Genomic DNA, 23,296 nt, shown 5'->3' with positions numbered 1-23,296 from the left:
ATGCAAGGGCTATTTTTATATCCTGTGATCTTTATCTAGCACCACAGGTATTTTACATATTATTCCTCATTCTAGGCTGTTAGAAGTAATTCGAACAGGTGAAGCAGAATATGATGACGAAATGATATTAGGTGAAGAAACGATCATTACTAATCGCATTCCGATTGTTGATAAAAAAGAAAACGTCATTGGGGCGGTATCGACATTTCGCAATAAGTCGGAACTGTACCGATTGACAAAAGAGCTTTCCCAGCTAAAAAGCTATGCCGAAGCACTGCGGGCGCAGACACATGAATTTTCCAATAAATTATATCTTATCTCTGGATTGATTCAGCTGGAATCTTATGAAGAAGCGTTGGAACTTATTACAAAAGAAACAAACATGCAGCAGGATATCGTTCGTTTTGTGATGAAAGAAGTACCTGACCCGATTGTTGGAGGGCTGTTAATCGGAAAATTTAACCGAGCTAATGAGCTAAAAATTCAATTTGATATTGATCGGCAAAGCAGCTTTAAAGATATTCCGAAACAATTGGACCGCGATCATCTTGTTACGATTATCGGCAATATTATTGATAATGCCATGGAGGCGGCATTGCATAATGGGCGTGACCAAAAGCGGGTCAACGTCTTTTTAACCGATCTTGGCGACGATCTAATCATTGAAGTGGAAGATAACGGAACGGGTATTCAGGAAGAGATTGCTGAACAAATATTTGAACGGGGATTTTCCACCAAGGGGAAAGCACAGAGAGGATACGGTCTGGATTTAGTAAAAAATTCGTTAAAGGTGCTTGGAGGGCACATTACTTATCAATCAGAGCGAGAAAAAGGAACCGTTTTTACCGTTATCATTCCGAAGCAACGGGAGGAATTATGATGGAATACACTATTCAAGTGCTCATTGTCGAAGATGATAAACGTATTGCCGAAATTAACCGCCGCTTTGTTGAAAAAGTAGAAGGATATAAAGTGGTCGGGATTGCCACAAATGAACAGGAAGGGAAAGAACTGATAGAAGTGCTGCTGGACATTTATTTTCCTGATATGAATGGGATTCAATTTTTAAAATGGATTCGCGAGCATTTTGCGAATATCGATATTATTATGATTACAGCTGCCAGAGAAATTGATACATTAAAGCAAGCGATGCATGGCGGAGTGTTTGACTATATTATCAAGCCGATTATGCTCGACCGTTTTACCGAAACATTGGTGAAATACAAAGAATATTTTTATAAAATGCATGAACTGATGAAGGAAAAAGAATTGATTGGACAGGAGGAAATCGATCAATTAATTCGACGGGAACGTACCTTTGGAGACGCAGATGGGGAACTGCCAAAAGGAATTCACCGATTGACATTGGAGAAAGTGCTGGCGGTAGTGAAGCAATATCGAGACGGCATTACAGCGGAAGAAGTAGGGAAACTTATTGGTGCGAGCCGAACGACATCAAGAAGATATTTAGAATATCTTGTTTCCATTTCTCAAGTGACAGCTGACATTTTGTACGGCTCTGTTGGAAGGCCGGAGAGAATTTACAAGTTAAAACGATAGGGAGGAAGACTACTTAGATGTTTTTATTCTGATTTTGCTTGATGTCATTTTACCGATATTTTGCTTGCAGGTATTGGCTGTTCCCATCGTTGCTGTTTTTTACTGTTTTCAGACGCCTTCTTCTTTCGCCGGCGCGGCGATTGCCGATATGATTATGTTTGTATTAAATCTTGGTGGAGTGATTACTTAAGCGTTATTCATCGGTAGGCCGTATCCTTGCTCAAAAACACAGCGTTTTACGCATTGAATAAGGTCTCACTCTCACCGCAAATGAGTGAGAAGGATAAACCCAGAACACAGCGTTTTATCCGTGGAATATGGACACTACCGGATGATGCCGCTTAAGCGTATTGATTTCAATACTGTTTAGTTCAGAGACCGTGACGATGATGGTCTATCTCTCTAACCATTCAATGGAAATAACAAACGGCATGAACTTCTAGTTCGGCCGTTTGCTCTATTAAAACAGATGGATCAGGTAAAATATTTCAGATAAAACACGGATTTGATTGTTGGCCTGCAAACGTGGAAAGCCTGTTTTAAATGAAAATTGTCGTCGACCCCCAATCATGCAAAAATCCTGGGGGATCGACGACTCTTTCTAATCTCCAATGAGCCCACGCAAATCAAAGGATTGATAAAATGTAACTCCTTCGCTAAAATGAAAATAACTCATAAATCATTTTAAACTAAATACTTATATAACATTGATTTTTGGGGTTTTTATCTTGACTATAAGGAATTGAAACCACATTTTCTTTTGCCCCCTTCAAAAACTGCCGTTGTTTTTATCTTGACTATAAGGAATTGAAACCAAAGTTCCCCAAGCTCCACCTGCAATGCGAGAATTTTCGTTTTTATCTTAACTATAAGGAATTGAAACGCTGCTTCTACAACTTCTTTGTATTTCTTCTTAGCGTTTTTATCTTAACTATAAGGAATTGAAACTTGTCAATGACATAGGATAAACCTTTGAACCCACTGGGTTTTTATCTTAACTATGAAGAAAAATTTTAACCAAAAAAACATACTAAGATTAGTAGCACAGACCATGGCCATGGTCTGTGCTACTATTTTTTTATAGTAGAAGTGGAGAATAGGTCGTGACAGCCCCAGAACCTTGAGTTCGTAATGAAAAAACTGGCCTACTTCACTGCCCTTATAAGAATCAGTTTCAGTATGTTGGTTCCTTGAGATCGTGTATAAGAAAAGGGAATCGATAAGGTGAAGTGAAGACTTCTACATAAAAATCAGGAGGAATGTATATGCAAAGCGTCATTGCTTTTGATGTCAGTATGGGAATACCTCAATATCATAAATAACGATAACTTGCTTATTGTTGTATTCTTTAAATGTAGGAGTAATGTCTCTTTGTTGTTTTGAAGGTTTTTTATCATGTATTTCTGGAAAAAATGACAATTGCATGGTATCATTCATTATAGTAGTCTTTTGATTACTCATAAAAAATCGCCCTTTTTCTAAAATGTTTGTTTGGTCACTTACCTTTTACTAGAAAGGGTGATTTTTTTGTATTTTTAAGCATGAATTAACAGAAAGAGGCTGCCAAAAAGTGAAAATTAGTCACTTTTTGGACAGCCCCTTACTTGTTATGAGTTGACCGTCATTAATTCGTAGAATTCGATCCCCTAGCTTAGCCACCTTATCATCATGGGTCGCAACAAGCACTGCAGCACCTTTTTCTTTGAAAGAAAGAATATGAGACATTACTGTTTGCGCTGTCTCGCTATCAAGGGCTGCTGTCGGCTCATCGGCGAGTATCACATCAGGATTGTTCACCAGAGCACGAGCAATAGCAACTCGCTGTCGTTCACCTCCAGAAAGTTCTGATGGTTTCTTCTTTAATGCCCAATCCAGACCGACTTTCTCTAATGCCTCTAATACTCTATTTTTTCTCTCCTTACGTCCTGGTAAGGGTCTTGCATATTGCAATGGTATCATGACATTACTTTCAACAGTTTCATTCTCAATTATTGCGTAATCCTGATGGATATATCCAAAATACTCATTTCGTAGACGAGCCCTATTACGATCGCGTTCTGATACTTCTCTTCCTTGAATGAGGATATGGCCCCGCGTTGGCTTACTAATTAATCCTAATATATTTAATAATGTAGATTTACCGCTACCTGACGCCCCCATCAAAATAACACATTCACCAGCATTCAGTCGTAAAGAAACTTTTTCAAGAGCCGTTACTTGTGTGCGATCCCTACCATAAACCTTCGAAATGTTTCGAGCTTCAAGGATTGGTTTCATTTTCAGCCTCCTATCTTTTTTGTGCTGCGCATGGACCATAACCATAATATAAAAAATGTCACTAAGATTCCTAACATAACCCATAACGGTACATTTGGTGATGGTGCACCCGCAAGATGTAAGTAACATAAGAGCAGTGTAAGTATCGTAATCGGTGGGATCAGCACCACCGCTGCCAAAAATCCCCCAATGCGAAGACTAATATGAAAAGGCGTTGCTCCATACATAACCCTGATTTTAAAAGCCCGATGCTCTTGACGAATCGTCAAACGTGCAGAGGACACGAAAGCAATAAAAACTAGTAACAGAAAACTTAACATACCTACAATATATATAGCGGAACGTCCCATTATTTCACGAAATCGTTGAGGTTGATCCACAGCTATGTCATGGGGAATAAGAAACAAGTCACTATTTGCACTCATCTTAACAAACGTACCTACCGCTTTAGCTTCCGGATCAAGCAAGACCGTTCGAGCTATAGCTTCTTCTTGCTCAATAGGACTGAGTAGTGGAAGAAGGTTAGTTGGTGCTCTAATCACGATGCGGTTGTCTAAGGGTAAACCTGCCGCCGAAGGATCAAAAAAAGTAGCTCCTGCAGGAAGTGTGCCGACTACTGGTATGTTTTCTCCTGCTATATTTACAGAGTCCATATTTTCACCAGCAAGTTTTGACCCTTGCATAGCACATGGTACGGATTCGCACAGCTGAAGCTCAGGAAATAAATCTGAAATAACATCACCGAACAGTATTAGTGTAAGATGTCCATCTGCAAATTCAGGATCATCAAGTCCCATGTTATTAATGATTGCAGTATAGCCCTTTTGATCGTTGATTTGGTCTATCACAAATTGTATAGTATCCGTCCCTACTTGACTCGGTTCACCATCGGATGGATAGTAAGGGGTAAAAGTGACAGCGTGCTGTTCCCGTAATTGCTGGCCTCCTTTTAATACAGCAACCTGGGATACAACATCCTCTAAGGCCAGTGCAAAAACAACGCAGGCTGCGGTAATCATCAATGAAATTCCTAACATGGCCTGCCAACGTCGGCAAGCCATAATAACCCCTGCCCACAACTCACGCATCAACATTTACCTCCTTGTTTGTCTTTATAACCACATAAAGTATCAAAGACCATGTCAAGATGACAATAATGAATGAGATAGCAATACTAGCGAATGTTTGTAAATTGAATAATGGGATATCAGTATGGCTAACTTCTGCTATTAGAAGTTTTGACATAATTCCACCTATAGCACTCCCTATTAGAAGACCAGCTATCCCAAATAATAGATTTTCTCGCACGAGGGTAGTGGGCAAGGCTCCATAACGTCTTCGAATGCCAAACTCTCGAGCACGTTCTTGATTGTATAAAAACCAGTCCAAAACAACACATAAAAGACCCATAACTAGAAAAATGACAGTGATTACAACAAATGGATTATTAATGAAATATGTAAATAATGGGATTTCCTTACTTACCTGAGGGACAAACCCCATCTGATAGAACAAGTTTAATATATGTTTTACTTGATCCGGATCCGAAGTATTTATCGTGTAATTTCCAGGAGGTAGTGGATCTAGATTAATCGTACGTGCATATTGATAATCATCTGTTGCAGATGGCGAATCAATCACTCCGGAAATTTCAACTTCCTTTGGTAAAAGAGATGCTGTACCAGAATTCGACCACTGTTTTTCAGTGTATGTACCTCGGAAAAGATAGACATGAGAAGTTGTTAAGTCCGTACTTTCATCTGAATCTTTTGGAAACCAAGGCAGGGATCCATGTGGGTCGTAAACAATGATTTCAGGTCGACCATCGCCTAACGAAGAATAAACAAGAGATAGTGACTGTTTATCAATATAGTCAATTAACATACTTTGTGCAGAAGATGCTTCAGTTTTTGTAACCTCTTGTGGACCATTAATCATGGTCAAGACAGTTATTTCTCCTGTTAAGCCGAATGTGATTTCTTGGCGGCTTTCAAGCGTCCATTGAAATGCTTGCACCATGAAAGATGTTAGCATGCTGAGAAGGACGCTACTAAGTGCAAGTCTTAAATTTAATAGAAACCATTTATTTGTATTCATGTCAACGCCCTCCTCAATTTACGTGCTTTGATCCAAATTCTAGAAAGTAAAACTTAATTAGGTTATAATTTTAGAAGTAAATAAAGTTATAGTTATAGCGAGTTACATATTTGTCACCCCAAAGTGGTGAGTCCCAAACAGAGTCTTGGCGGGAATGAACTCTTGTATCACTTTTCGAACTTGCTTTTGAAGTGTAAAGACGTCCTGTATCAAGAGAAGGTCCCGCCTGACGAGTAAACCGGTGATATCCCTGTTTCGCGTGTTTGCCATTATCATTTTACGAGGCTTTGATTTGGACATAGCCATTCCATTTTGCCCCCATTAGTGTTTCCCATGCTTTAGCATAGTTCTGACCGGCTGCTTGTGTTTGAGTAAAAGAGAGACATAAGGTAATTAAAAGCCCCGCAATGATTAAGACAAATACATTTCGCACATAGCGAGAAACTCCAAGACTACTATTCATTTTTTATCCCCCCTTTCCAAGTTTTTCACAGTAATCTTTTCAACAATTTACAATAATATCCTCTCTATTTTGACAAAATGAAACAATATTACTAGCATCAATTAAGGTTTAGTATTTTTGCACGAAAATATATAGGTAAAAATGGTGGAGTAAAATTTATGAAGGATTGGATAATCCAAACATGTCTTTGTTTTTACTACAATAGGATCGCATAAAGGGGACATCACACTTTATTTTTTGCTTCGACAAGTATATAAAATTCCATTAAAATAAAAAGAACCATAAAACTTCCAAACGGAAATTTTATGGTTCCTGTCACATTTCGTATGACGTAAAGCATATATTTCCACAACCATAGAGCCACAAGGCATTTTTAACTTAATAGGATTTATCCCTCAGTAAAGTGTATGTTGCATATCAAATAGAATTGTTCAATACACTCATTCTAAAATAAAAAGGTTGTAAGAATAATTATATAGAAATAGAAACTCTTCCTTTTAAAGGTACCGTCAAGAATTTTGTGTAAGGTTCTATAGAGTATCCTCAGATTATGCTTTATTCGATAATAAATTCATTTATCTGTTCCCACTAGGAGACTCGGGGAAACGGATATAAGTTAAGTTCGGAACATCAATGAGCCAGCCGATGTTTTTTGTGAAAGTGATGCCGGAGCGGGGGGCATGGAACATCAAAATAAACGAGAGAATATTTTATGGTTCTCGTCAGATTAGGCAGTGCTTATTTCATAAGGTCAACTGCTTCGAAATAGTTGAATTTATTTGAGCTTCTTCAAAATTCAAAAGCAATCTCATTCTCTGGTCAATCGCAATTCTTTTTTGGCTTCTTTGTCGACTACAATTTTCTCATGGATATATCCGAATTTACCTTTTGAAGTTCCGCAAACAGGACATTTTTGAAGTGAAAGAGGTAATTCCAAGCCACAGCTATTCAGCAGATCTTCATTGGATAAAATGTCCACTGCGGTTCCATCTGCAGCTATTTCTCCTTTTTTTATCACAATAATCCTTTTACAGGTTTCAAGTACCATGTCCAAGTCGTGGCTGGTAATTATTTTTGTATGTTCAAAGCTTTTTAACAAATCAATTACTCTCCGTCTTGATTTTGGGTCCAGGCCAGAAGTTGGCTCATCCATGATCAATACATCAGGTTGCATGGATAAAACGGATGCAATTGCGGCAGAGCGCTTTTCTCCTCCTGATAGTTTATAGGGGGCCCTGTCTTTCAAATGAGGTATTCCAACCTTCTCCAGCGCCTGCATCACCCGTCTCTCCACGTCTTCCTCTTCCAGCTTATAATTTCGTGGTCCAAAGGCAACGTCTTCATAAACAGTAGTCATGAACAATTGGTCGTCAGGGTCCTGAAAAACCATTCCCAATCTTTGGCGAATCATCGGTAATGTCTTTTTGGTTACACGCACATCTCCTACCAGCACTTCTCCGCCATCCGGAAAATAAACTCCCATCAACAGCATTAGCAGCGTAGACTTCCCAGCACCATTTGCACCAATGATTCCGACTGATTCACCATGATAAATGGAAAAAGACATATTTTTAATTGCTTCATGTCCATCCGGATACGAAAAATGCAGATTCCTCACTTCAATTTTATGATGACTCATCCTATCAAATCACTCCTGTAAACAATGACCCTATCAATACAGGTATGTTGTAAATTCTTGCAATAATAAAAAATAGACTCCATCCGGCAAAATAGGCAAGATCTTTAAAGCTAAGTTTTGCAATATCTCCTGTATAATACTCTCCTGTAAAGCCTCTTAAATTCATTGCTTGATATACCAGCTCTGCTCTTTCAAAAGTCCTGAGCAATATTTGTCCGGCAAAAGAACCCCAAGCGCTCCACTTTAATCCCTTTTGTCCTGGCGCCCTAAGTGAATACGCCCTTATCATCCTGGAAACCTCTTCGATCAACACCGATATATATCGATATGTTAATAGAAGCTGTAAGACAAAAATCTTAGGGATTTTGACCATCCGCAAAGCTGCGGCAAACCGATCCATCCCTGTGGTTGCAATGAGTAAAATGCTGGCTGTCACTGTTAAACTGCATTTTATTAAAATGGATAAAAAAGTAACCCAACCTTTTGAAATGGCAATTCCACCAAACAGCACTTTAGATTGATCAAACAATGGATTTAATATTCCAATTCCGATAATGAAAGGTTCAATAAGCAATATCATTTTTAAAATTGGTGCAACTGGTAGCTCTGCAAAAGCAAAAATTAGTATAGGATAAAAAATAAAAGGCAAAAGACCAATTATTTCATACCTTTCAAATGATACAACCACAGTCAAATAGACGACTGTGGTTAACAGCTTTATTAGCGGATGAATTTTGTGTATAAAGGTCTCTTTTCGCGCCAGATCATCCAGAAGCCTCATATTAGACAGCGAATTTATCATGTTCGACATTTACATCCATTCCTATTATATATTTTAATAAACTAAAGGGAGGGCCCCACCATAAAATAATCAAGCGGTCGTTTTTATTTTTTTCCTTTTAATCAACATGATGACCCACCCTGTAAATACGGCTAATGCAAGAGTCAATGCTCCTCCTACTATACCCGAAACGCTTGTCCCAGCATTAACAGCAGGCCACGCATTTTCAGCTTGTCCAGCTGTTTTTTCATTTTCACTTGCTTTAAAATCATAATCAGGCAATAATGCTGTTTTGCTTTGAATTTCAGAGAGTGTTTCATGAATGCCGTCAGGAGCTTCCAATTCTTCTGTACCTGCTGTTTTTTCGATAGACCATTCCAGTCCGTCAGGATTAGCGGATGCAAACCAAGAAAACAAACCGCCAACCACAACTACAGCGATTGAAAAGCCTGTCAATACTTTCTTCATTGAAATATTACCAAAGGCTTTCCCGTTTGCTGCTTTGTCCAAAATGTCAGGTCTAGCTCTCCATACGAAGGTAATGATTGCTGCGGTTACCAGCCCTTCAACTATCCCGATCGCAAGGTGTATCGGCTGCATTAACAATACGAATTTCACAAAGGGCAATTCGGTTTTTCCCGATAAAAGAGTCTCAAGGACAACGCTAAAAGCACCCAATTGGAGAGCAACCAGTGCTGAAGCCATCGAACCAGCAAAAATCCTTTTGGAAGTAACCCCTTTACGTGTAATCCACTTATATATGAATGGATACGCTATAAAGCACGTATAAAAACCAAGGTTAAATACGTTGCAGCCATAAGCAAGCAATCCGCCGTCACCAAAGAACAATGCCTGTATCAACAAAATCGAAGCCATCGTTAAAAATCCCGCATAAGGACCTAATAATATTGCCAGCAGCATTCCTCCTCCGAGGTGTCCGCTTGAACCAGTGCCTGGTATTGAAAAATTAATCATTTGTGCTGCAAAAACAAATGCTCCCATCACTCCCATTAAAGGAATTTTCTTTTCATCCAGCTCATTCTGGAGCTTTTTGATTGAATAAGCTGCAACTCCAGCAGTGGTTGCCAGCATGGTTCCACCAACAGCTGGTGAAATCAAGGCATCCGCCATGTGCATCATATTCACCCCTTTGTAACATTATTTTTAGAATTTTTAAAATAATTTGTAAGTCGAGCGTATCACGGTTTGACAAGAATGGTCAAGAGAATGTTAAGTTACACGACTTTCAATGGTCAGAAATGTTCAGCTTTGTTGAACGCGATTTGTTTTTGTCCAGCAATTACAATCTTTTGCTATCCAGCCATTTCTCACTATCCGGTTTCTGGATTTGAAACGGGGGAGGAGATGGATTTTTACTGGTACCTCATGTTGTTTTCGGCTTATCGTAAAGGGGCAACTAGTATCGCAGATTTTTTGTGCCGGGTCATAGATGTCGAAAATTACATCTTTATGATCGCTGTTGCGCACAGCCGGAAATTCCGTCAATGTTTTGCTAAGATTTTTTCTTATCGGCGATTAATGAATCTATCCATATAAACGGGCAGTTTTTTTAAAATTGGATTTGTCCGCATTTAACTGGTTCACAAAAATATCGATTTATTTACAACGTTTGGCAGCCAGATATGTTGATTTTTAAAGAAAAATTTTTAACAAATTAATTGTAAAACGATTTCATTTTGTTTTATAATTTTACTAAACCGGTTTATGAAAACGCTTATAAATACTAAATCGATTTAGTAATGAAAGAGGGATCCCTTTGAAAAAAGTTACGATGGCTGACGTCGCAAAGTTGGCGGATGTCTCGAAAAGCACAGTGTCGCAATATTTAAATAAACGCTATGAATATATGAGCGAGGAAACGAGAAAACGAATTGCCATGGCGATTAAGGAATTGGGATATCAACCGAATTTTATCGCCCGCAGCTTAAAACAGAAAACAACGATGACAATCGGAGTGGTCGTCTTCAACATTATGCATATGCTTACGACGCAAGTGCTGCATGCGATTGAGGAAGAGTGCCAAGAGCGGGGTTTCCATGTTATCGTCTCTAATTCCGATGATGATCCGGAGAAAGAAAAGAAATATATTGAGATGCTGCGGGCAAAACAAGTCGATGGTTTGATTATTTTTCCAACAGGAAAAAACGCTGATATATATCAAAAATTACTTGAAGAACGGTTTCCGCTTGTGTTTGTCGATCGGATGGTTCCGGAGGTCAAAGCGGACGCAGTTCTGCTTGATAATCAAAAGGCTGCTGAATTGGCGGTCGAATATTTTGCTGAGCGTGGTTACGAACACATCGGAATTGTCACTCCGCCGCTTGTTTCCCATATCGTTCCGAGGATGGAGCGCATTGAAGGATTTCGGCAAGCGTTAGTAAAAAAGGGACTTCCAGTTGTTGACGATTATTTTATCACAACGGAGATCCCGCGTATTCAAAAAGAATTGACAAGGTTGTATGAATCCGGCCGCTTGCCGGAAGCATTGTTTACGATCAATGATTTAACATTGATGGAAGTTTTGTATTTTATTAAAGGAAATCATATTAATACTCCTGACGAATTGGCGATTATCAGCATTGACGATGTGCCGTTTGCCCATGTTTATACGCCGACGTTGACGACGATCTCGCAGCCGACGTTTGCCATGGGGAAAAAAGCGGCAGAACGGCTTTTTTTGCAAATCGCCAAAAAAAGCGAGCATCAACCGCAAGTTTTTCGTTTTTCGCCTACGTTTATCGAACGAGGATCGGTAAAAGAAAAAACATCATAGAAAGAGGGAGCAAACATGGAAGCAAAACAACCAGTTGTAATTGGTGTCGATATCGGAACGACGAGCACAAAAGCGGTGGCGTTTGGCGAACAGGGGCGGACGCTAGCCTCCCACGCAATTGATTATCCAATAATACAGCAGCATCCAGGCTGGGCGGAGCAGGATCCGGAGGAGATTTTCGCAGCTGTTGTGAAAACTGTAAACGCTGTTATTTCTAAGTTAAAAATTCCTTCTAGCCAAGTGAAGGCGATCGGATTCAGCGCGGCGATGCATTCATTAATGGCGCTTGATGTATCAGGACGCCCGCTTACCCGCTGCATTATTTGGGCCGATAACCGCAGTGTCGAACAAGCGGAGCGGCTTTTGGATGAATTAAGCGGCATAAGCATTTACAAACGGACTGGAACCCCGATTCATCCGATGTCCCCGCTTCCGAAATTGCTTTGGCTGAAAGAGGAACAGCCTGATTTATTCCGTCAGACGCACAAATTTGTATCGATGAAAGAATATGTGCTGTATCAATTATATGGCCAATATGTTGTCGACTATTCGATCGCTTCAGCAACGGGTCTGTTCCGCTTAGATACGCTTGATTGGGATGAGGATGTTCTTAAACTTCTCGGAATGACAAGAGCGCAGTTATCGAGCTTGGTGCCAACGACGCACATATTGCAGGGGATGAGGAAAGAATGGGCTGAGCAAATGGGCTTGGATCCGAACGTCCCTGTCGTTGTCGGAGCTAGTGACGGGGTGCTCGCTAATGTCGGCGTCGGAGCGATTTTGCCCGGGGAGGCGGCGATTACGATTGGAACAAGCGGCGCGGTGCGGACGATTTCCCCAATTCAAAAAACAGATGAAAAAGGGCGGACGTTTTGTTATGCGCTTACACCAAATCATTGGGTCGTTGGCGGGCCGACGAACAATGGCGGTATTTTGCTGCGTTGGCTTCGTGACGAATTTGGCAGCCCAGAGCGCGAAGTGGCGAAAAGGCTCGGCATTGATCCATATGAACTGCTGACAAAGTACGCTGAAAGAGTTCCAGCAGGTTCAGAAGGATTGCTGTTTCTTCCGTTTTTGTCTGGCGAACGTGCACCGTACTGGAACGCGAACGCAAGAGGGACTTTTTTCGGCATCAGCCTCCGTCATAAGCGGGAGCATTTTATTCGCGCGGTGATGGAAGGGGTATGTATGAGCGTCTTTTCTGTCGCTCTGGCGATTCGCGATGTCACAGGGCCGCTGTCGGAAATCCGCGTATCTGGCGGTTTTGCGAAATCTCCGTTTTGGCGGCAAATGCTTGCCGATATGATGGGAAAAGAGCTGTTAGTACCGGAAACGCACGAGGCGTCTGCGTTAGGCGCTGCAGCATTGGCATTGTATGCGCTTGGCGATATTCCATCGCTTGATACGGTGAAAACGTGGATTCATATTTTATCACGCCATGTGCCAAATGAAGAAAATACGCTTATTTATTCCGAACTATTTGATATATATACACGATTATATGATCGCATAAAGGATGAGTTTGATGTGATTGCTTCTTTCCAGCGTAGAAATGGATAGCTACTAAATCGGTTTAGTTCACATCAAACAGAAAATAGGAGGAATGGAAATGGGAATCGCGATTGTTATTGCTGCGATTGTTGTGTTATTGCTGCTCATCACGGTTGCGAAAATGCATCCGTTTGTCGCTTTGATTTTGACATCCGTTGGTGTAGGGCTGGCAATGGGAATGCCGCTGATCGCACCGTCGCCGGAAACGCCGGGAATTATTGATTCGATTAAAGCAGGTCTTGGCAATACGCTTGGCTTTTTGGCGATCGTATTGGCGCTTGGAACGATGCTTGGAAAAATGATGGCGGAGTCCGGAGGCGCTGAACGCATTGCGAAAACATTGATTGACCGTTTTGGCCAAAAACGCGTCCATTGGGCAATGATGGTCGTCGCATTTTTAGTGGGGATCCCAGTATTTTTCCAAGTAGGATTCGTGCTATTAATTCCGCTTGTGTTTACCATTGCAATGGAAACAGGAATTTCGCTTGTGACAATTGGTATTCCGCTAGTTGCCGGATTATCTGTCGTGCATGGACTTGTTCCGCCGCATCCGGCTGCGATGGCTGCCGTCGGCATTTTTAAAGCCGATGTCGGGACAACAATTCTTTATTCGCTTATTGTCGGGCTGCCGACAGCCATTATCGCCGGCCCGTTGTTTGGAAAATGGATCGGGTCGCGCATGTATAAACAAGTGCCTGGTGAAATCGCCGAGCAGCTTGTACAGCATAAAGAAAAGAAAGACCTCCCTGGCTTTGGCAACACGTTATTTACGATTCTGCTTCCGGTTATTTTAATGCTGGTTGCTTCCATAGCTAATGTTACGCTGGATCAAGCGTCGGAAGCATCGAAAGTGCTGCGCTTTATCGGGGATCCGATCATCGCGCTTTTGATCGCGACGATTTATTCGTTCTTTAGCCTTGGCTACGCTCGAGGATTCAATCGCGATAAAGTATTAAAATTTGCCAATGACTGCCTTGGTCCTGTCGCCAATATTTTGCTTGTCATCGGCGCTGGCGGGGCGTTCAATAAGGTGTTGCTTGATTCTGGCATTGGCGACCAAATCGCAGACTGGGCTACACATTCGCAAATGTCTCCGCTGCTGTTAGGTTGGGGAATTGCCGCGCTCATTCGGATTGCGACAGGTTCTGCGACGGTATCGATGATGACAGCGGCAGGCATCGTTGCCCCAATTGCCGCCAGCATTCCTGGCACGAACGCTGAATTGCTTGTATTAGCGACAGGAGCGGGATCACTCATTTTATCGCACGTCAACGACTCCGGCTTCTGGATGATCAAAGAGTATTTCGGCATGACCGTCAAAGAAACGTTGATGACATGGACCGCAATGGAGACAATTATTTCTGTCGTCGCTTTTGCGCTGATTGCGTTGCTGGATTTATTAGTGTAAGATATAAAAAATGCCAGGCGCTTCCGCAAAACCCTGTCAAGTGGGCATTTCCGACTGAGATCGAACAACAATGCTGTAATAGTCACTTGCACATAACTCTGTCAAGCAGATATTAGAAAAAGAGTATATGAAGCTGCGGCCTTTTCTCGATACTCAACCGGGGAAAGGCCGTTATTTTTTCTCGGAAACGACTGTAATGGTAAAAAATGAATATATTCTTCAATCGCAATTACAAGCCTTAAAGAATCACACATTTATTTTTTTTGATCATCAAACTAACCCAGCAGGAAATTGCGTAAGGACTTCTAAAAGCGTGAGACTAATCGCTCGCTGAATCGTATAAAAAAGGAGATGCCGTCAAAACTATGTGTTTTTTGTTCATCTAAATGTAAAAAGCAGGTGAATATGCGAAATTAGAAGAACGGAACATTCGTTAAAAGTTCGCCCAACGACATAAAATTTAGAAGTTGTATTTGATAGAGCATTTTTATTTAGGTTCAAAAAAGAAAAATCCTTGGGCTATTGTTTATTGCTATTATATTTTCGAACAAACTCGTCCACAGAATAATAGAACACTGCACGAATAACTGCATAAATCAGTAATTCAGGAGGAGACTGTAATGCAAATATAGATATAGAAAGTTTCTGAACTCTCTAACGTGTTTCGCTTTACTTTGACTGTAATGCAAATATAGATATAGAAAGACAGTATATAATTGCTTTGACTAATAGTCGATTTTCTTTTTTCATAATACTTTTACTTAAAATTTCAGAGAGGATTGATGCGGATACCCCATACAACAAAACAATGAAAGATACATAGAAGCCAGCAGATGAAAATATAGGAAATATTTACATCCAGAATCTAGGGATAAGACAGATCGTTATCAGTACTGATACCAATCAATATGTTGTGAGATTTCTAAATAAAAATGCTTTCATTCATACTACACGACCTTTTTCATGTTTATCCATCGATTTTAATACAATGTAAATTTTGCAGTAAATGACAGTTTCATAGAGATTTTATGTTAAGCAGCGATGGATAAATGAATGCGGAGTTGAAAAATATTAAAATATATAGTCCTGTTTGTTTGGACAACTCTTTTTTTGTATGTATACGATATGATTCTGCCGAAAAATTTTTTATACATCTTGATAGGAATACCTGTTTTATTAGTAAGTTCACTCAGCTTTCGCAGTCCAAAATCTTGTTTAAATGCTTGATGTAAATGGTTTTGGGAAGTACAAAATTATCATTTGACATTTTTTAAAACATAAAGAAAGACACCTATTCTTTTGGTAAAATATTGGTGACGAAACCAAATCCAAAAGAAAGGTGTCACCACTATGATAACGAATAAAGACTACTTTGCGCAATTACCAAAAGAAATTAAACAAGGATTTTCCGAATTAAATATTGGATATCATTTAAGAAAAGCGAATATTACGAAACTTTCCGGGTATTCTTGTCTTACTGTTTTCAAACTGATTTTTCTTTTAGTCTTCCAATATAAGAACTGGTTTCGTGCTTTTATGAGTAAACGATCTCAGGATCTGCCCGGAAAGGATACAGTCTATCGCTTTTTAAATACACCAACCTATCATTGGAGAAAGTTTCTGCTTTCATTAAGCAGTGAAATGATCCGTCTGCTTCAACCATTAACTTCAAAAGATCGTGTCACAGCTTTTGTGATTGATGATTCTGTCTTTTCAAGAAACCGTAGTAAGTCGGTTGAACTGTTGGCTAAGGTTTTTGATCACTCTACCCATCAGTACTTGAAAGGGTTTCAAATGCTTACCCTTGGCTGGACCGATAGTTTTACTTTTATTCCCGTTGATTTTGCTCTTCTAAGTTCACCGAAAAAGGAAAATCGCCTGCAAGAAATCAATACCAATATTGATAAACGAACATCTGGCTATAAGCGTCGCCAGGAAGCTCTGAAATCAAAACCGGACGTGGCTTCAGCTTTACTTGATCATGCGCTTGAAAAAGGGATTATAGCTGACTATGTTCTCATGGATTCCTGGTTTACACAAGCGCCTTTAATTGAGAAGATTACGAACAAAGGGTTATTTGTCATTGGCTTGGTGAAGCAATTAAAGCAGCGATACGTTTACAATGGTGAACGTTTCACACTGAATCAACTTTACAAATTGGCAAAACCTCACATGGGTAAAAAAGACATTCGCGGATCCGTTTATGCTACTTTAGACAATGGAATTCCAGTAAAAATTCTATTTGTACGAAACCGTAATAAACGGAGCGAATGGCTTGCCATTCTCAGCACAGATACAACATTAGAAAATGAAGAGATCATTCGTATTTACGGCATGCGTTGGGACATTGAAGTCTTCTTCAAATGCAATAAATCCCTTTTAAATTTAGAGAAAGAATTCCAGGGACGTTCCTACGACATGTTAATTAGCCATACAACCATTGTTTTTACACGATATATTCTCATTGCTTGGCAAATGCGAAAAGAGGAGGATCCTAAGACGATTGGCAACCTTTTTTACATCCTTTGCGAAGATGTAAAAGACATAGATTTTATTACTGCCCTTCAATCACTTATTGACCTTTTCCAAACTTTGGCGGAAGCCGAGGTTTCTTTGAACATGGACATCTTTAAAAATCAAATGAATAAATGGTTGGCCACTATACCTAATTATATCAAGCAATGCTTAAATATTTCTGTGTGCGAAAGTTGAGTAAGTTCATTTTTTCTTTTGAAAATTTTTAATGAGAATCGAGCAAACGATTGAGTTTTAAATATCGACATTTGAAATTCAAAGGATAAGAATGTAATTTAATTACGGTTCTATGTCAATTGTTTTGGCGATCATTATTGGACGAAAAGAAGCCGGACGTAAAACTCTGCCTTCTTGACCACAAGGCGACTACAAAAATTTAATGACATTCGAGCTATTAAGGACGATACAAAATGGCTACGGCTAACGATCACAAGCGCAATTATTGTGTAAGTGATCGGAGGAGTCGTAGCTATTATTTTTGCTGCATTGAAGTAAGTGTTCGGTGACGGAAAAAATCGTGCGGTAGACAAGTAACTAATTTGTTGAATTGCTATGCTTCTGCTGTTTCTCTTGCACTAGGTCTTGAATACACTAATGTTGGAGCAATGACAATTAGAAAGGAGATGTTCAAATGGAAGCTATTCTATCAATTGAGTTCACTGCATATGTGGCATTAGCCGTTTTGCTGTACGCAATCCGTCAAGCAACCAATCTTTCGAATCGCTACATTCCGATTGTCGCAGTTGTACTTGGCGTTGCTTTCTCTATTTTTGAAGCCAGCGCTTTCTCGTTTGAGGTTTTAGTAAACGGATTAAAATATGCCTTGTATGGGATCGGATCCGTCGCTGCAATCAAATATGCTCTTGAAAAGACAACGGAGAAATAATGGCAGACATAAATCCGGGGCGATAGCTGGTTGGAAAAGTATAAAGTGTTTCCTTTCTTGACAGCTGCATAAGCGTACTTGAATCAGCTAGAGGAACAAGCGGTTTGGCCGGAAATGGTAACAACCAGATGGTTCGTTTTTCGGTCAACACCATCACAATGCATGAAGGGTTGTTGTCAATGCGAAGTTAAAAAGTACGAAATCTGGGCAGGAAGCGTCGAACATCTAGACGCTTTTTTGTTGATAACTGTAGTTGAGCAATTTTCATTACAATAATTACCATGTAAAAAGAGACAAACGGAGTACCCCTTATGCCACATGAAGCTGTTTTTTAACGACATCAATGGGAATATCTTGTTTCGCTGCATCGTAAATAAACTCCACGAGGCTATGTCCTTTCTTCTTTCGAAGGAAGTCAAGCCCGGTAGAGAAATCGCTGTTGGATTCGACCATACTGTACACATAAGCGAGTTGCACCAAGATCCAATACCGTTTCACCGCCCGACGTTGACGAACGCGGTACCCATCGAGCTTCAGCTGGTCTTTCGCTTGTCGAAAAAAGCATTCGATCGACCAACGCTGGGCATAGTAGCGCAAGATCTCTTCATCGCTTAGCTCCCGGTCGGTGCTCAAGACGCAGTGAAGATGTTCAGGTGTCATCGGCTGATCGGCTTTCCAAGCCAACAACACAACGGCATCATCGAGACCTTTCAGCGCTCCCTCGTAGCGATACACGCGATAACGCTCTTCTCCCACCGTGACGAGATGGGTGTCGTTCGGTTCGATATAGCGGGCAAACTGTTTGGCTTGGATGGCGATGCCTTTTGGATAAAGAACCCGATTCGTCTTGAGCATCGCAATGACGTGGAATCCTTTTTTCAGGCAGGCTTCCACGAGTGTTTTCGATGGGTACCAAGAATCCATCAGCACATAAACAGAACCGTGCACATCCAAAGAAGAAAGCATCTCGATGGCCCATTGACCCTTGCTTTTCCCATCCGCCTTGTCGTAGAGGCGAAACGCAAAGGGAAAGGCTTGCGTCATCGTATGAACCATGAGCCAGACGAGAGAGTGTCCCCAAATCGACTTTTTGTCCGCGTGAGAATAATGCCAATTACACCCTTCAATAGCGTGTTTCGCCTGTGACGAAGGCTTCGTTTTTCGGCAGATCGTATCATCGATCGAAACAAAAATGGGGTGATTCTTTCGCTTGGCCGTTCGTTCCACATGACGAAGCATCCACTGCTGGAGTTTGCGAAGCAAGATTTCTTCATCCCAAGGGCTTTTCGTGAAAAAATGGCTCAGTGTCGTTCGATGGTTGGGATGAAAGCTCTCATGATGCAGATCGGTCAAGGTTCCCACAAATCCTTTCGTTGTCAGCGCATCGATAATATGAACGAGATGCTTCATGACCGGCTTAGAGAAATAAAGGGCCAGCCCCAACATTGCGAAAAACTTGTCGATTCCTTGGTGATGTGGTAGTCTATTCATGAGACATGAACCTCCTTGAGAATGGTTTGGTGACACATCTATTCTAATCAAGGAATCGGGTTCATGTCTCCTTTTTTGTTCGGATGTAAATTTATGTTAGTGAATTTGCTCATCTACAGTTGATAATAAACGTTGCAAAGCTGAACTTGGTGAAAAAGATTATGTTTAAACCGTAAAGAAGTTAACGCTGCCGGCTATGTATGCGCCGGAGCGGACGAGTTGACCCAAAAAATGCTTGAGAAATATATTGTTCATATAATTTTTGGATTTAACAATCAATTCTTGTATAAATTTACATCTGGTGTATAATCAATTTGAGATTCAAAGGCAATCACCATATTACAAAATCAATAGATGAAATTGTTCCAAAGAAAGAAGAGATCGAGAAAAAGCTGGTGGAATATTGTCTATGATACAGAAGCAGCAGTAAAAAGCATTCTGAAAAAAACACGGATTTAAACAAAATTGAATTGACGATCTGCAAACAAACGTTATGTTTCAAAACATAATGAAATTTGTCGTCGACCTCCAATCGTGCAAAAAACCTGGGGGATCGACGACTCTTTCAAATCTCCATTGAGCCCGCACAAATTAAAGGATTGATAAAATATAACTCCTTCGTTAAAATGAAAATAACCAATCAACCATTTAAAACGAAATGCTTATTTAACAACATTTTCTGGGGTTTTTATCTTAACATGGAAGTAATTTTTAACGAAGTTCCCATTCTTTTATCAGCAAATCTAAAAGAAACTTTTGTCGTCTTTCAAGTACTTTTGGTGTCCATTCTTTTTCTTGGATCACTTGGGTTGTCAAAGCAAATGTACTGACTCCATCTTTAGATTGAAAATAGGTAGATTTTTTACGCTCAAAATCAAAGTTTTTGGCACGTGAATTTTTCTTTATGTAAAACTAAATTACCTAATTTATGCACATACTGTTCAATGTTTGGGAAATTCTTTGTCCACTCGCTTTCCTTAGGAGGAGTTTGTGGCAGTACATGTTCAATCGTAATGGTATTGTAATCATAATAAGGCTGTCCCTTAGATAACAATGCATCTAAACGTAAAAGTACATACCGTTTAGCAGCATCTTTTAATTTTTTGTATACATCCCCATTCAACGCTTCAATTACTTCTTTCTTTTCATCGTCAGTAAGATTTAACGTACTCGCTTTCGAAAAAGGGTCTTTGCCTTGTTCTAATTCTCGTAAAATAGTCGAATATTTTGATTGTCGCCAGTTAAAATTTTTCCGTAAAATCATATGAACTGCTGCAAATCTTTCAAGACGTTTTAAGAAAGCTGGAATGTTGTTATTATAATGATGCATATAGTACATAGCTACAGGTATCCAGTCTATATTATCAATTCGATTTAGAAATTCTAAAATCTTGACGGTTTCTTCATCATTAACAAACGATGTTTTATAATTTCTTATTTGTATATAAATGTCGCTGTATGGTATCAATATTTCATCGATAAATGTTTTTCCAGACATGTTTTCTAAAATACTATCGTATTCATCTTTAAGGTTTCCCATGCCTTTTCTTTTTTGCAAAATCATACGGATGTGTGAAAATAATTCATTAAACTGCTCTCGGCCCAGCGCACTTTCAATATCTTCCCATTTTTCTGTGTAGATTTCTTGCTCGCTTTCAGGAATTTTACCGATAATTTTAGCTTTTAAAATATCAGTAACCATTAAATCTAGTCCACGGTCGTTTAAAACAGTAAAGATACGAAAGGCAGAGTCAAAATTCGGTGTAGACACAATAACCATATAGCATAGCGTAGCAATGACACTTGGTAACGTTGTTAAAGTAGATTCATCAAGGTCGTTAAAACGCTCTAAATAATATAGCGCGTTATCCCTAATTAATGCTTGACTGTCTGTTTTTACAGGGGTTTGTTTTGTTAGTTTTGTAATTCCATCGCGCTCTTGAATGTATTTTTTAAAAAAGTCATTGTCTTTCTTACGTAAACGAAGACGATATGTATCTTCAATTTTACGAATTCGACTACCGCGCTGAACAATAAGTTCGTCAATTTCATTCGCATATTCTTCTGGTAAATAACTGCGCAGGGCAGATAATAAGATAGTTAAAGTCGTTAAACGCTGCTGCCCATCCAATACTTCTGCCTCTGGTTTCTCCCCTTTTACAAGGACAATGCTTCCAAGAAAATAAGGTTCCGGAATTTGCTCAATATTTTTTTCAGTGATTCCATGATGTTCAATGAACTCAAGTAAATCATCTAATAACTCTCCCGCTTGATCGGTAGTCCAAGAGTAAGGTCTTTGAACAGAAGGAATGGTAAATAAAAAATCATCACTAAACACTTTATGTAACGGCATTTCCTGAGCGTTCAGGGTGGTGTGCATCTATTTTTCATCCTCTCTTTCATAAACTTTTAAGAAATTGCTATCTAATTGTTTGAATCAATTAATATTTTTTCTTCTATATATTGTAACTCAACTTTCGCACACAGAAATATGGAGACAGTCCTTGATATAACGAGGTAAAGAAGTAATCCAATTGGACAGTTGACACTGAAAAATGTCCATACTCAAATAAACCTTAGCTTCAGCCAAAGTTTGGAAAAGAGAAATCAATTGTAGTAAAGCCGTTTTAAAGTCCATCTCCTTTACTTCGTCACATAGAAACAAGAATAAGTTGCCCATGGTCTTCGGATCCTCTTCTTTCCGAAGTTGCCAAGCAAACAAGATATACCGAGTGAAGACAATGGTAGTATGGCTAATCATCATGTCATAGGAACGACCTTGAAACTCTTTGGCTAAATGTAAAAACGATTTACTGAATTTAAAAAAGATTTCGATGTCCCAACGCATCCCATAGATTCGAACGATTTCTTCATTAGACAGCGTGGTATCTGTACTCAAAATGGCCAGCCATTCACTTTGGTTGTTTCGATTCCGCACAAACACGATTTTCACTGGTAAACCCGTATGAAGGGTTGCGTGAATCGAGCCGAGTGTTTCTTTTTTGCCAATGTCTCGTTTCGCTTTTCGATACAGTTGTTCCAAGGTGAAACGTTCTCCGTTGAAAAGATACCGTTGTTTCAGCTGTTTGACCATACCAATGACAAAAAGGCCTTTGGAGTGAATCTTCTCCACCAACGGGGCATGAGTAAACCATGTATCCATGAGCACATAATCAGCGAAAATTCCTTTATCCAATGCATGTTCTACTAATGTCAACACCATGTTTCGTTTGTTGTTTCACACGACGAATCACTTCGGAGCTCAGAGATAGTAAAAAGGTTCTCCAGTTATACGTAGACGAGTTCAAAAAACGATAAATGGTATCTTTTCCTGGTAAATCGGCAGCCTTTTTGCTTTGTAAGGCGTGGTACCAGTTTCTGTATTGAAAAACAAGAAGAAATAATAGTTGAAAAATCGATAAACAAGAATAACCACAAGCCTTGATAATTCCTGCTTTTCTTAAATGATTACCAATTTGTCATTCAGAAAATCCGTCTTTTATTTCTTTTGGTAATTGCGCAAAATACTCTTTTTTCGTTATCATAATGGTGACACCTTTCTTTCTTTGGTTTTTGGTTTGGTCACCAATAGTTTACCAAAAGAAAGAGGTGTCTTTTTGTTTTTTAGACGAATTTTTTCAGTGTCAAGTGAATATGAGATACCCAAAGAAACCTATCAAATCAAGGATTATTCATAAATTTTTCACTGCGAAAGTTGAGTAATTTATTTTGTGTAAAAGTGTTCTAAAATATATTGAAGAGCTTTTGAATCCAGATAAAAACTCCCTACAATTAACCCTGTCAAATAAACAAT

Annotated in this window: 15 protein-coding genes and 3 pseudogenes; 7 read left to right on the top strand and 11 right to left on the bottom strand. The window is 39.6% G+C overall.

What is annotated here, in order from left to right:
- Positions 1–49 precede the first annotated feature (49 nt).
- Positions 50–880 (top strand): annotated as a pseudogene (locus NSU19_RS10725) (ATP-binding protein); the annotation flags it as partial.
- Positions 880–1,560, top strand: a complete 681-nt coding sequence (locus tag NSU19_RS10720; RefSeq protein WP_339196450.1) for a response regulator — start codon at positions 880–882, stop codon at positions 1,558–1,560. The pseudogene NSU19_RS10725 and the gene NSU19_RS10720, both read left to right, overlap by 1 nt.
- A gap of 1,290 nt (positions 1,561–2,850) precedes the next feature.
- On the opposite strand, the gene NSU19_RS10715 is transcribed toward NSU19_RS10720, so the two are convergent.
- From NSU19_RS10715 to NSU19_RS10680, 8 genes are all read right to left on the bottom strand, one after another.
- Positions 2,851–3,021 carry a hypothetical protein gene (locus NSU19_RS10715; RefSeq protein WP_339196448.1) on the bottom strand — a complete coding sequence of 57 codons (171 nt, stop codon included), beginning with the start codon at positions 3,019–3,021 and terminating at the stop codon, positions 2,851–2,853.
- A gap of 120 nt (positions 3,022–3,141) precedes the next feature.
- Entirely contained in the window at positions 3,142–3,837 is a 696-nt protein-coding gene (locus NSU19_RS10710; RefSeq protein ID WP_094245972.1) for an ABC transporter ATP-binding protein, read from the bottom strand.
- Between the two features lie 2 nt (positions 3,838–3,839).
- On the bottom strand, positions 3,840–4,925 hold the full coding sequence (locus tag NSU19_RS10705) for a hypothetical protein (protein ID WP_339192903.1): 1,086 nt from the start codon (positions 4,923–4,925) through the stop codon (positions 3,840–3,842).
- The gene (locus NSU19_RS10700; RefSeq protein ID WP_339196446.1) at positions 4,918–5,934 is read right to left on the bottom strand and encodes an FtsX-like permease family protein; all 1,017 of its coding nucleotides are present in this window, start codon (positions 5,932–5,934) and stop codon (positions 4,918–4,920) included. The genes NSU19_RS10705 and NSU19_RS10700 overlap by 8 nt, the downstream gene beginning before the upstream one ends.
- A gap of 277 nt (positions 5,935–6,211) precedes the next feature.
- On the bottom strand, positions 6,212–6,397 hold the full coding sequence (locus NSU19_RS10695) for a hypothetical protein (protein WP_339196444.1): 186 nt from the start codon (positions 6,395–6,397) through the stop codon (positions 6,212–6,214).
- A gap of 808 nt (positions 6,398–7,205) precedes the next feature.
- The gene (locus tag NSU19_RS10690) at positions 7,206–8,036 is read right to left on the bottom strand and encodes an ABC transporter ATP-binding protein (RefSeq protein ID WP_339196442.1); all 831 of its coding nucleotides are present in this window, start codon (positions 8,034–8,036) and stop codon (positions 7,206–7,208) included.
- Positions 8,037–8,040: 4 nt separating this feature from the next.
- Positions 8,041–8,847 (bottom strand): cobalt ECF transporter T component CbiQ, encoded by an 807-nt coding sequence (cbiQ, locus tag NSU19_RS10685; protein WP_339196440.1) that lies wholly within the window; start codon positions 8,845–8,847, stop codon positions 8,041–8,043.
- 60 nt (positions 8,848–8,907) lie between these two features.
- Complete coding sequence (locus tag NSU19_RS10680; protein ID WP_339196438.1) at positions 8,908–9,954, bottom strand: energy-coupling factor ABC transporter permease; 1,047 nt, start codon at positions 9,952–9,954, stop codon at positions 8,908–8,910.
- A gap of 640 nt (positions 9,955–10,594) precedes the next feature.
- On the opposite strand from NSU19_RS10680, the gene NSU19_RS10675 reads away from it, so the two are divergent.
- The 5 genes from NSU19_RS10675 (at position 10,595) to NSU19_RS10655 (ending at position 17,991) form a co-directional block, all read left to right on the top strand.
- Positions 10,595–11,611 carry a LacI family DNA-binding transcriptional regulator gene (locus tag NSU19_RS10675; RefSeq protein ID WP_339196436.1) on the top strand — a complete coding sequence of 339 codons (1,017 nt, stop codon included), beginning with the start codon at positions 10,595–10,597 and terminating at the stop codon, positions 11,609–11,611.
- A gap of 15 nt (positions 11,612–11,626) precedes the next feature.
- Positions 11,627–13,171 (top strand): gluconokinase, encoded by a 1,545-nt coding sequence (gene gntK, locus NSU19_RS10670; RefSeq protein WP_339196434.1) that lies wholly within the window; start codon positions 11,627–11,629, stop codon positions 13,169–13,171.
- 49 nt (positions 13,172–13,220) lie between these two features.
- Positions 13,221–14,570 carry a GntP family permease gene (locus tag NSU19_RS10665; RefSeq protein ID WP_130157838.1) on the top strand — a complete coding sequence of 450 codons (1,350 nt, stop codon included), beginning with the start codon at positions 13,221–13,223 and terminating at the stop codon, positions 14,568–14,570.
- 1,350 nt (positions 14,571–15,920) lie between these two features.
- Positions 15,921–17,282 (top strand): transposase, encoded by a 1,362-nt coding sequence (locus NSU19_RS10660; RefSeq protein ID WP_087960047.1) that lies wholly within the window; start codon positions 15,921–15,923, stop codon positions 17,280–17,282.
- Positions 17,283–17,736: 454 nt separating this feature from the next.
- Positions 17,737–17,991, top strand: coding sequence for a hypothetical protein (locus NSU19_RS10655; protein ID WP_063388730.1), 255 nt, complete (start codon positions 17,737–17,739; stop codon positions 17,989–17,991).
- A gap of 309 nt (positions 17,992–18,300) precedes the next feature.
- Here NSU19_RS10655 and NSU19_RS10650 read toward each other — a convergent pair whose 3' ends face one another.
- The 3 genes and pseudogenes from NSU19_RS10650 to NSU19_RS10640 all read right to left on the bottom strand — a co-directional run bounded on the left by NSU19_RS10650 (position 18,301) and on the right by NSU19_RS10640 (position 23,027).
- Complete coding sequence (locus NSU19_RS10650) at positions 18,301–19,482, bottom strand: IS701 family transposase (RefSeq protein ID WP_063388773.1); 1,182 nt, start codon at positions 19,480–19,482, stop codon at positions 18,301–18,303.
- Between the two features lie 711 nt (positions 19,483–20,193).
- Positions 20,194–21,835, bottom strand: a pseudogene (locus NSU19_RS10645) (DUF262 domain-containing HNH endonuclease family protein).
- Between the two features lie 117 nt (positions 21,836–21,952).
- A pseudogene (locus NSU19_RS10640) lies at positions 21,953–23,027 on the bottom strand (transposase).
- Between the last annotated feature and the right edge of the window lie 269 nt (positions 23,028–23,296).

This window comes from Aeribacillus sp. FSL k6-2211, from assembly GCF_037966125.1.
GTDB lineage: Bacteria > Bacillota > Bacilli > Bacillales > Aeribacillaceae > Aeribacillus > Aeribacillus composti.
This window is presented reverse-complemented; position numbering and strand designations above follow the sequence as displayed.